Source organism: Desulfurobacterium sp. (genome assembly GCF_027028515.1).
Classification (GTDB): Bacteria; Aquificota; Aquificia; order Desulfurobacteriales; family Desulfurobacteriaceae; genus Desulfurobacterium_A.
Window position 1 is genome coordinate 17376 of record NZ_JALVIW010000066.1, and the last position, 11595, is coordinate 28970.

The 11595-nt window shown below is 41.1% G+C and carries 10 protein-coding genes; all 10 read left to right on the top strand.

The genetic code is table 11. The annotated features are described in order from the left end of the window. Window positions 1-6 precede the first annotated feature (6 nt). Window positions 7-1731, top strand: coding sequence for a DNA polymerase/3'-5' exonuclease PolX (gene polX, locus MV676_RS06180; protein ID WP_297445867.1), 1725 nt, complete (start codon window positions 7-9; stop codon window positions 1729-1731). A 12-nt stretch (window positions 1732-1743) separates the two neighbouring features. After that, window positions 1744-3354 carry an NAD(P)H-hydrate dehydratase gene (locus MV676_RS06185; RefSeq protein WP_297445869.1) on the top strand — a complete coding sequence of 537 codons (1611 nt, stop codon included), beginning with the start codon at window positions 1744-1746 and terminating at the stop codon, window positions 3352-3354. Continuing rightward, complete coding sequence (locus MV676_RS06190; protein WP_297445870.1) at window positions 3347-5311, top strand: ATP-binding protein; 1965 nt, start codon at window positions 3347-3349, stop codon at window positions 5309-5311. Before MV676_RS06185 ends, MV676_RS06190 begins: the two co-directional genes overlap by 8 nt. 10 nt (window positions 5312-5321) lie before the next feature. Next, window positions 5322-6641: an APC family permease gene (locus tag MV676_RS06195; protein WP_297445873.1), complete on the top strand. Its 1320-nt coding sequence runs from the start codon at window positions 5322-5324 to the stop codon at window positions 6639-6641. A 105-nt stretch (window positions 6642-6746) separates the two neighbouring features. Next, a complete protein-coding gene (gene sucC, locus MV676_RS06200) occupies window positions 6747-7916 on the top strand; it encodes an ADP-forming succinate--CoA ligase subunit beta (RefSeq protein ID WP_297445874.1) in 1170 nt (389 codons plus the stop codon). Between the two features lie 17 nt (window positions 7917-7933). Continuing rightward, window positions 7934-8836, top strand: coding sequence for a succinate--CoA ligase subunit alpha (sucD, locus tag MV676_RS06205; RefSeq protein WP_297445876.1), 903 nt, complete (start codon window positions 7934-7936; stop codon window positions 8834-8836). A 10-nt stretch (window positions 8837-8846) separates the two neighbouring features. After that, window positions 8847-9086 carry a 4Fe-4S binding protein gene (locus MV676_RS06210; protein WP_297445878.1) on the top strand — a complete coding sequence of 80 codons (240 nt, stop codon included), beginning with the start codon at window positions 8847-8849 and terminating at the stop codon, window positions 9084-9086. 11 nt (window positions 9087-9097) lie between these two features. Next, window positions 9098-10261 (top strand): 2-oxoacid:acceptor oxidoreductase subunit alpha, encoded by a 1164-nt coding sequence (locus tag MV676_RS06215; protein WP_297445880.1) that lies wholly within the window; start codon window positions 9098-9100, stop codon window positions 10259-10261. 16 nt (window positions 10262-10277) lie between these two features. Further along, entirely contained in the window at window positions 10278-11138 is an 861-nt protein-coding gene (locus MV676_RS06220) for a 2-oxoacid:ferredoxin oxidoreductase subunit beta (RefSeq protein WP_297445882.1), read from the top strand. Then, a partial coding sequence (locus MV676_RS06225) for a 2-oxoacid:acceptor oxidoreductase family protein (RefSeq protein ID WP_297445884.1) occupies window positions 11138-11595 on the top strand: 458 nt, incomplete at its 3' end. The genes MV676_RS06220 and MV676_RS06225, both read left to right, overlap by 1 nt.

The window sequence follows — 11595 nt, forward strand, 5'->3', positions numbered from 1 at the left end:
AAGAAAATGAAAAATAAAGAACTTGCCAGGATATTTGATGAGTGGGCGGATATCTTAGAATTTAAAGGGGACAATCCCTATCATATAAGAGCTTACAGAAATGCGGCAAGAATAATAAATGACCTATCAGAGGATATAGAGGAACTTGCAAAAGAAGGGAAACTTTCTTCTCTGCCAGGCATAGGAAAGCGCCTGCAGGCAAAGATTCTTGAGTTTTTGAAAACGGGAAAGATTGAAGAGTTTGAAAAGCTTAAGACGGAAGTTCCTGATACGATTTTCACACTTCTTGACATTCCTGGAGTCGGTCCAAAAACGGTTAAACTTCTCTACGAAAAGCTTGGTGTAAGAAGCCTTGAAGACTTAAAAAGGGCGATAGAACAGGGAAAACTCTGCACGCTTCCAGGTTTTCGTGAGAAGAAGGTTCAGAAAATAAGAAAAGGTATAGAGCTTCTTGAGAAGTCTCACGGCAGGATTTTGCTTGGTGTGGCGGTGTTTATCGTTGACAGGATAGTAGAACAGCTTAAAAGCCAGGCGTTTGTTGAACATATATCTGTTGCTGGCTCTACAAGGCGCATGAAGGAGACAGTTGGGGATATAGATATTCTTGCAACTGGTAAAAACCTTGAGATTATTGAGGCTTTTGTTTCCCTTCCAAACGTGAAAGAAATTCTCTGGAAAGGGACGAAGAAAGCAACGATAATTGTTGAAGAGGGTGAGCAGGTTGATTTAAGGGTAACAGAACCGGATTGCTTCGGTGCAGCGCTTCAATATTTTACAGGTTCTCGTGCTCATAACATTCATCTTAGAACTATATGCGTTAAGAATGGCCTTAAACTCAACGAATACGGGCTTTTTAGAGGTGAAGAGAGAATTGCAGGTAAAACGGAGGAGGAGATATACTCTGCCCTCGGTATGGATACGCCACCACCGGAAATAAGAGAAGATACGGGCGAGATAGAGGCGGCTTTTGAACATAAGCTTCCAGACCTTGTAGAACTTTCTGAGATAAAGGGTGATCTTCATGTTCATTCAAACTGGTCAGACGGTGCTTCTAAAATTGAAGATTTGATAGATGAAGCTCTGAAGAGAGGATATAAATACATAGCGATTACAGATCATTCAAAATCTCTGAAAATAGCTTCTGGGCTTTCAGAAGAAGACCTTATGAGGCGGAACTATGAAATAGACAGGTGGAATGAAAAATTGAACGGTAAACTTGTTCTCTTGAAGGGTACGGAGGTGGACATACTGCCTGACGGAAGGCTTGACTATGATGATGAAGTTTTGAAAACGCTTGATTTTGTCGTTGCTTCTGTTCATTCACGCTTTAACGAAGATAATACAGAAAGGATACTGAAGGCTATAGAGAATCCTTACGTCAACGTTATAGGTCATCCAACCGGAAGGGTTATAGGGGCAAGGGAAGCTTATCCTCTTGACCTTGAAAAGATATTTAAAACCGCTGCGGAGACGGGAACGGCGCTTGAGATAAACTGTTACTACAACAGACTTGACCTTAAAGATTCAAACTGCCGTCTTGCCAAAAGATTTGGTGTTAAGTTTTCCCTTGGTACCGATGCTCACCACAGAGACCATATGTGGATGATGAAACTTGGCGTTGGAACGGCACGGAGGGGTTGGGTTGAGAAGAAAGATGTCATTAACACTTTAAACATAAAAAGACTAAAAGAGTTTGTTATGGCGAAAAGGAAGAAATTTGGTGTGGCTTAAAGGGAGGTATGTATGTTCATTCTCAAGGCTTCTGAAATGGGAATTATGGATAGGGAGACAATAGAGGGTGTTGGTATTCCAGGTGTTGTTCTTATGGAGAATGCTGCCCGTGGTGTTGTTTCTGTTATAGAAAAGAGAGTTCCCGGAAGGAAAGCGGTTGTTATCTGCGGCAGAGGAAATAACGGTGGTGATGGTCTTGCAGTTGCCAGGAATCTCATAGGTCACGGTTACGACGTAAAGATTTTCCTTCTGTCTGAACCTGATAGTTTAAAGGGGGATGCTAAAGTTAATTATGATATTTTAAGGGGCATGAAAGTTCAGGTTGCCTCCGTTTTAAGAGAAATAGACCTTGGAGATTTATTTTCCGAATGTGAGAAAGCAGATTTTGTCGTTGATGCGATTTTTGGGACGGGACTTTCAAAGCCTGTTGAAGGTTTCTACGCTTCAGTTATAGACCTTATAAACAGGAGCGAAACGCCTGTTATTTCTGTTGATATTCCTTCAGGCCTTTTTGCCGATACGGGAAATTTGCCTTCCGGTGCTTTTGTGAAGGCCAGCTGGACGGTTACATTTGCTTTCCCGAAGATTGTTCACGTTATGGCTCCTGCCTGTAAGTATGTAGGGGATGTTTTTGTAGTTGATATATCCATTCCGGAAAAGATTTCAGAGAGGCATAATCCGGGAAGGTGTATTTTAACCAGAGATAAAGTTTTTGATGTTTTTCCGGAAAGGGATATCAACAGTCACAAGTACAACTATGGTTTCCTTGCTGTTGTTGGAGGTTCCTGCGGAAAGACAGGTGCACCATCGATGAGTGCTTTGGCAGCTTTAAGAACAGGTGTGGGGCTTGTTTCAGCGGTTGTTCCCAGAGATCTTAATCTTGTTTTTGAGGTTAAGCTTACGGAACCGATGACTGTTCCAATAATGTCTGCAGAAAGGGGTCACTTTAACGCCAACTCTGTTGATGAAGTGGTTACATGCCTTAAAAACGGTAAGTTTTCTGCGGTTGCGATAGGTCCAGGTCTTGGATGGAACAGGGATACCGAGGTATTTGTTAAAGAAATTCTGGAAAACGTTGATTTGCCGTTCATCATAGATGCCGACGGTTTAAATGCACTTTCCAGGAATGTTGGGATTCTTAAAGATTTAAAAAAGACGGCCGTTCTTACGCCTCACGGTGGAGAATTTTCAAGACTTACCGGCCTTTCTGTTTCTGAAATAGTATCTGACCCTATAACTCATGCGGTTAACTTTGCCAGAGAATACGGAGTAGTTCTTGTTTTAAAAGGTGGTAGAACAGTTGTTGCAACGCCTGAGGGCAGAGCTTTTATAAACGTTATAGGAAATCCCGGAATGGCCACTGCCGGGACAGGTGACGTTCTTACAGGGATAATTGGTGCACTTGTTGCAATGGGTGTTTCTGCTGAAAGGGCAGCAGCTGCTGGTGTCTTTCTTCACGCCCTTGCTGGTAATATGGCAAAAGAAAAGTTTGGTGAAGAGTCTCTTATTGCTACAGATTTAATAGAACTTCTGCCTGAGGCGGTAAAAGTGCTGAAGCAGCCTGTTGAAAAGAGAACAGAGATACCTTTTGTAAGCTCTATGAGAGAGATAATTGGTGTTTAAAACAAAGAGAGCGAGAAACAGAGCTTTAAAAATAGCCGGATTATCTTTGCTTTTTGTAGTGCTTCTTTTTTATGGAACAAGATTTATTTCGGGAATTTCCGGCAGATTTTATTTAAGTAATCCGACCTTTCACATTCTATTTTCCCTTAATCTGATTATTCTATTGGTTATTTTTGTGTTTCTTATAAGGAATATCTTTTTATTTTTTATTCCTCATCGTTCCACAAGGTTAAGATTTAAGCTTGTTACTGCCTTTTCTCTTCTCATTTTAGGGCCTTCCCTATTTGCGGTGATAATATCGACAAGTTTTGTAAATAAAGGTCTTGATAGACTGTTTCGCCTTCAGATGAAAAGAAGTATTGAGACCTCTCTTTCTCTTGCAAGGGAGAGTTTAAGTATTGTGTCCAGCGATGTTGCACGCTTTTTGGAGACCTTCCCTTCTTTTAAAAGGGTGAATCCTGCTGAAGAGGGTTTTGCAGGCATCTGCCGTATAGGTAAAAGGATGGAGTGTAAAGGAGAGATAGACGTTGATGCTCTTACTGTGGAAAAAGTACTTGAGGTGGAGGGGCTCTATTCCCGTTTTGACAGCAAAAAGAAAACTTTGACTGTATGTGTAAAAAGGGGTAAACGCATATATTGTGCTTCTAAAAAGATTTCACCTTCTTTTGTAGAAAAATTTTCTCAGCTTGAGCAGCTTCAGAAAGATTATCGTATGTTGAAAACGTACGAAAAGCCCATAAAAGGTGTTTATACTGCAACGTTTTTGGTAATGGCTTTTCTTGTCCTTTTTGGTGCTTTCTGGTTTGCAAGGTATTTTGAAAAACGGATAAACATTCCTGTAGAGTCTCTCTACAGGGCAACAAGGCGAATTTCAAGGGGCGACCTTGATGTTAAGGTTGAAGAAGAAGGTACAGATGAGCTTAAAAACGTTATAGTGGCTTTCAACTATATGGTGGAGCAGCTTAAGGCATTAAAGGAAAAACTTGAAAGTGAGAAGGATTATGTTGAAAAAGTTATAAACAGTATTTCGCCTGCGGTTATCACTGTTTCAAAAGACGGTGAAGTTATCTCTTTCAATTCAGCTGCCCTTTCGATAGTTAAAGAGATTGGTGAAAAGAGGCAGTTTATGGAATTGTTTGAATCTTATCCTGAGATAAAAAGTAGTGTTCAAGAGCTTCTTTTATCCGGTGGAGGGAAGAGGGAGATTTCTGAAATTGTTGATGGAAAGGAGCGCTTTTTATCGGTTGAAGTTATTCCCTTTCCGGACGGTGAGGGTAGTGTTGTAATTATTGAGGATTTAACGGAGATGGTGAATGCTCAAAAGATGTCTGCCTGGAAAGAGGTTGCGCAGAGGCTTGCTCATGAGATTAAAAATCCTCTTACACCGATTTCGCTGTCTGCAGAGAGGGTCAGGAGGTTGATTTTGAAGCAGAATGTTCCTGAAGAGCTTAAACAGGCTGTTGATAAGGCAGTTTCGCTTATTGTTGAAGAGGTTGAAATAATAAGGCGGCTTGTTGATGAGTTTAGGACTTTTGCAAGGCTTCCCCTTCCTGAAAAGAGAATGGAAGATTTAAATAAGCTTATGGAGACTTACGCCCTTGCCTACGGGGAAAAGATAAAGGTGGATTTTAATCCGGGAAATATCCCTGAAATTCCTGTTGATAAAAAACTTTTCAGGGAAGTATTCCTTAATCTTATAGAAAACAGTATTGATGCTGGCGCTTCAGCTGTTTCAATATCAACTGCGTATAGAGACGGGAAAGTCTATATCTTCTTTAAAGATAATGGTCCCGGTATTCCGGAAAGTTTAAGAGACAAAATATTTTCACCTCATATATCAACTAAAAAGAGTGGTTGGGGACTTGGACTTGCCATTGCAAAGAGGATAATAGAAGATCACGGCGGCAGGATATATCTTGTTAACGGTAACACATTTGTTATAGAACTCCCAGCCTAAAGGAGGGCTTATGCTTTTTAAAGACAGAAATGCTAAAATTCACAGACTTTACAAAGAGAAATTGGGACTTAAAGAGCTTATTGCTATTGGCGTTGGCGGGATGATAGGTGGTGGCATATTTTCCGTGCTGGGGATAGCCGTTGGTCTTGCCGGTAACGGTGCGCCTATTTCTTTTATCGTAGATATGCTGATTGCTCTTGCTGCAGGTTATCACTATGTAAAGCTGTGCCTTACTTTCAGGGATGATGGAGCAAGCTACACTTATCTTAAAAGGGCCTTTCCTGATAAACCTTTCATTTCTTCAGTTGAAGGCTGGGTAGTTATTTTAGGTTACATAGGAACACTTGCCCTTTACTCCTTTACGTTTGGTGCTTATGGTGCTGATTTATTAGGTTATTCATCTTCAAATCTTGTTAGAATCAGTCTTTCTGTTCTTGTTCTTCTTTTCTTTTATTATATAAATGTTAGAGGTGTCAGGTCTTCAGGTGTTACGGAAGATATTATAGTTTATCTTAAAATAATAATACTTTCTCTGTTTGCTATTATAGGACTTTCAAGAGTTGATGTTCATAGGTTTGTTCCCTTAATGAATAAAGGTGTTGTTCCGGTCTTTTTAGGTGCTGCTGTTATTTTTGTTGCGTATGAGGGATTTCAACTTATTACTAATGCCGTTGTTGAAACGGAAAATCCAGATAGAGATATTCCTTGGGGTATATACGGTTCCATAATGATAACCGGATTGATTTATTTTCTTTTGGCTGTGATAGCTGTTGGTACTCTGAGCTATCAGCAGATAGTTGCGGCTAAAGAATATGCCCTTGCCGTAGTTGCACAACCGGTACTGGGTGTTTTTGGTAGGGTTTTAATAGGGATAGCAGCTCTTATGGCAACAAGCTCCGCCGTTAATTCAACAATGTTTGGTGCTTCACGGATGATGGCAGAGATGGGAGAACAGGGGATAATGCCCCGGTTTTTGTCAAATAGGAATGAAAAACTTGTTCCTGTTGCAGCGCTTACTATTCTTTTTCTTTTTGCTTTGCTGTTCTCAATGATGGGTAGTCTAAGTATAATAGCAGAATTTTCGAGTTTAACGTTTCTTACGGTTTCAATAGGTGTTTCAATAGCGAATGTAAAACTGAGAAGAAAAACACACGCTCATATAGGTGTAGCTCTTGCAGGGCTTATTCTTATGATAGTTACTTCGGCAACTATTGTTGGGTATCTCTTAAAAACTAAGCCAGAGGAAATTTTCACGATTATAGGTCTTTATGCGGTTGTTTCAATAATTGCGATTCTTTATACAGAGAAAACTGTTAAGATTAGACAATAGTAAAGAAATTTTAATATTTAAAACTTTCCCTGCGAATGTGTGAATGTTAAAAAAATGTAAAAATTTTTGGTAAAATAGTTCCAATCATAAGCAGGGAGGAAGAAGATGAAGATTCACGAGTATCAGGCTAAGGAGATATTTCAAAAATATGGCCTGCCAATTCCACGAGGGATTGTTGCCCATTCAGCTCAAGAGGCAAAACAGGCTGCCGAAGAGCTTGGAACTCCAGTAGTTGTTGTAAAAGCTCAGGTTCATGCGGGAGGAAGAGGGAAAGCCGGTGGCGTTAAACTTGCAAAATCACCTGAAGAGGCTGCTGAAATTGCAGCTCAAATGATAGGTAACCGTTTAAAGACTTATCAGAACCCGGAAGGACTTCCAATAAATGTTGTTTTGATAGAAGCTGGAGTGAACATAGATAAAGAGTTTTATGTTGGAATGACGCTTGATAGAGAGGTTTCAAGACCGGTTTTAATGGTTTCTGCCGCCGGTGGCATGGAGATTGAAGAGATAGCCAAAACCAATCCGGAGCTTATCATAAAAGAGCACGTTGACCCTGTAACGGGACTCATGCCTTTTCAGGCGAGGAAAATTGCCTTCAAAATAGGACTTACGGATAGAAAGCTTATATCTCAATTTGTTAAGTTGGCCATGACTCTTGGCAAGATGTACTTTGACCTTGATGCTTCTCTTATAGAGATTAATCCTTTAGTTCTAACAAAAGAGGGAGACCTTATCTGCCTTGATGCAAAGATTGACTTTGATGACAATGCACTCTTCAGACATAAAGATATACTTGAAATGGAAGATACAACTCAGATTGATCCTCTGGAGCTTGAAGCTAAAAAATGGAATCTTAACTATGTAAAGCTCGACGGAAATATTGGCTGTATGGTTAACGGTGCTGGTCTTGCAATGGCCACGATGGATACGATTAAGTTCTACGGCGGTGAGCCTGCAAACTTTCTGGATGTTGGTGGTGGTGCTACTGTTGAGAGAGTTGCCGCAGCTTTCAAACTTCTTCTATCGGACGAAAACGTAAAATCTATTTTTGTAAACATTTTTGGCGGTATTGTAAGGTGCGATAGGATTGCCGGCGGTATTGTTGAGGCTGCAAAGCAGGTTCAGCTTGACAGGCCTTTGATAGTGAGACTTGAAGGAACGAACGTTGAGCTTGGTAGAAAGATGCTTGAAGAGAGTGGTCTCAACATAATTCCAGCAAAAGATATGGCTGATGGTGCTCAAAAGGCAGTAAAAGCTGCGAAAGGTGAACTTTAATTAACAGGGAGGAAGAGATGAGTGTTCTTATAGATAAAAACACTAAAGTGGTTGTGCAGGGACTTACCGGAAAAGAAGGTTCTTTCCATGCAAAGCAGTGTCTCGATTATGGCACACAGATCGTTGCCGGTGTAACGCCCGGTAAAGGTGGAATAACGTGGCAGGATGATGAAGAAAAGTACAGGGTTCCAGTTTTTAATACGGTTGAAGAGGCGGTTAAAGAAACCGGTGCAAATGCTTCTCTTATTTTTGTTCCGCCGGCATTTGCTGCAGATGCAATACTTGAAGCTGCAGATGCAGGAATAAAGATAATTATCTGTATTACAGAGGGTATTCCTGTTAATGATATGGTTAAGGTAAAAAGGGCGTTAGAAGGAACAGGTGTTAGGTATATTGGGCCGAACTGTCCCGGTGTTATAACACCCGGTGAGTGTAAGATGGGAATTATGCCCGGACACATCTTCAAAAAAGGAAGGGTTGGTATTGTTTCAAGGAGTGGAACACTTACTTATGAAGCAGCTTACCAGTTAACAACAAGAGGGATCGGACAGTCAACTGTTGTCGGTATAGGTGGCGACCCTGTTCCTGGAACAACTCACAGAGAAGCTGTCGAAATATTTAATAACGATCCTGATACAGACGCGATAGTTCTTATAGGTGAAATTGGCGGAACTATGGAAGAGGAAGCAGCTGAATACATAAAGAATAATGTTTCCAAGCCAGTTGTTGCTTACATTGCCGGTGTTACTGCACCTCCAGGAAGAAGGATGGGACATGCAGGGGCTATTATTTCCGGTGGAAAAGGTGATGCAAAGAGTAAGATGGAAGCGTTAAGAGCTGCTGGTGCTTACGTATGTCAGACACCTGCTGAAATAGGTGAAACTGTTGAAAAAGCTCTCAAAGAAAGAGGTCTTTTATAAGGAGGAAGAGATGTCAAAGCCAAAAGGAATAGTTGAGATTAACGTTGATTGGTGCAAGGGATGTAACGTTTGTGCCGCTATTTGTCCTACAAATGTTCTTGAGCTTGACAAGATAAAGGTGATTATGACTGTCAAGTATCCTGAAAAATGCATTGGTTGCAAGCAGTGCGAACTTGTATGTCCTGACTTTTGTATCTTTGTTTTCACACCGGAAGAGTTTGAAGAGATTACTGGAAGTAAAAGTGCATAACGGAGGTTAAAATGGCAAAACTTGAATTAAAGTATGGTAACCATGCCTGTGCTGAAGCGGCAATTATCGCTGGTTGCAGGTTCTATGCAGGATATCCTATTACACCATCTTCAGAAGTTGCTGAAAAGATGGCAGAGCTTCTGCCGAAAGTTGGCGGTGTGTTTATTCAAATGGAAGATGAGATTGCTTCAATGGGTTGTGCTATCGGTGGTGCTTTTGCCGGTAGAAAATCAATGACTGCAACTTCAGGTCCTGGTTTTTCTCTAAAGCAGGAAAACATAGGTTATGCTGTAATGTCAGAAGCCCCTGTAGTTATTGTAAACGTTCAGAGGGGTGGTCCTTCAACAGGTCTTCCGACTCAGGTTGGTCAGCAGGATGTTATGCAGACGCAGTGGGGAACTCATGGTGATAAGCTTATTCCGGCTTTCTGCCCGGCATCTGTTGAGGAGGTAATGGAAGAGACTATAAGAGCTTTCAACTGGGCGGAAGTTTTGAGAACGCCGGTTGTTCTTCTTATGGACGAAGTTATCGGACATATGAAAGAGTCTGTTGACATGACTAAGTTCAAGGATCCTGAAATATGGAACAGGAAAAAGCCCAAGGTTCCACCGGAAGAGTATCTTGCATATAAGCCTGAAGAGGATGATGTGCCGGCTCTTGCCGATTTTGGAGACGGATATAGATACCATGTAACTGGACTTATGCACGACTATACAGGTTTCCCGACAACCAATCCCGCAATGTGTCAGGAGCTTGTGGAAAGACTTATAAGAAAGGTTAAGAGAAGGGCAAAAGAGCTTGAAAAGAATGAAGAATTTATGCTTGAAGATGCTGAATTTGCTATTGTTGCTTTTGGTTCAACTGCAAGATCAGCCAAGCTTGCAGTGAAGCTTGCAAGAGAGAAGGGAATAAAAGTAGGTCTTTTCAGGCCTATAACTCTCTGGCCTTCTCCGGAAGAGACACTTTACAGACTTGCAGGAAAGGTTAAAGCTATACTTGTTCCTGAGCTTAACATGGGACAGTACGTTCTTGAAGTTGAAAGATGTGCAAGGGGACAGTGTCCAATCTTCAGGATGAACAGGGCTAATGGTCAGATGATTTATCCGTTTGAGATTCTTGAGAAAATTGAGGAAATTGCAAGTGGAAAAATAGTAATTCCTGTTTCAAAAGCTTGATTTTAGGAGGTAAATGATGCTTCAACCAATAGATATTCCGCTTGAGAAAGCGATAGAGAAAAAGCCATACTTTAAGTATCTTAGAATTGATAAGATGCCTCATATCTGGTGTCCCGGCTGTGGTAACGGGCAGGTTTTAAAGGCTATCTGTATTGCCCTTGATAAACTTGGAATTGATAATAACAACGTTTCAATGGTTTCAGGTATCGGTTGTTCTTCAAGGACACCTGGATATTTTGACGGTTACACCCTTCATACAACTCACGGAAGGGCACTTGCCTTTGCAACGGGTGTGAAACTTGCAAGACCGGAACTTACTGTTATTGTTACAACTGGTGATGGTGACTGTACAGCTATTGGTGGAAACCACTTTATTCATGCATGTCGTAGAAATATTGATATTACTGTTCTTCTCTTTAACAACTGGATTTACGGTATGACGGGCGGTCAGGTTTCACCTACAACACCTAAAGGTTCATACGCAACAACGACACCTTACGGTAATTATGAGCCAAATTTTTCAATTGCTGACCTTGCGATTGGAGCTGGTGCAACGTTTGTTGCAAGGGGAACAGCGTATCATGTTACAGAGCTTGTGAACCTTGTAGAAGCCGGTATTAAGCACAAAGGCTTTTCCCTTATAGAAGTTCTTACACCGTGCACAATTCAGTACGGTAGAAAGAATAAAATGGGTATTGTTGATATGTATATGTGGCTTAAGGAAAATACAATTCCTCTCAAAGCCTGGGAGAAGCTTCCTGAGGAAAAGAGAAAAACTAAACTTCCAAGAGGTATTCTCCATCACGTAGATAACAGAGAAGAGTACACTCACAGGTATTACAGTGTTGTTGAAAAAGTAATGGGAGGGAATAAGTAATGAGATACGAAATTAGAGTTATAGGTTCTGCCGGGCAGGGTTCTCTCCTTGCTGCTTATGTTCTTGCCGCGGCAGCTGTTCAGGAGGGATATCACGTTACTCAGACGGCGACTTACGGTGCCGCTATGAGAAGTGGAACGTCCATGGGTGATGTTGTTATTTCAAATGAACCAATTGACTTTCCGAAAGTTTTTAATCTTGATGCTGTTGTTATTCAGTCTCAGGAAGCCTATGATGAGATGGTTGGTGGTAAGCCTGTGAGACTTGATCCAGAGTGTGGAGAAAAGGACGCAGATGTTCTTGTTAACGTGAAAGATGGTGCTATTGTTGTTTTTGACATTGATCTTGTTCAGTGTGATCTTGATGCGAACAGATACAGACTTATTGCTGCTCCAATAGCCAGAACAGCTACAGAAGTTGTAGGTAAAAGACAGACTATGAACATTGTTGCTCTTGG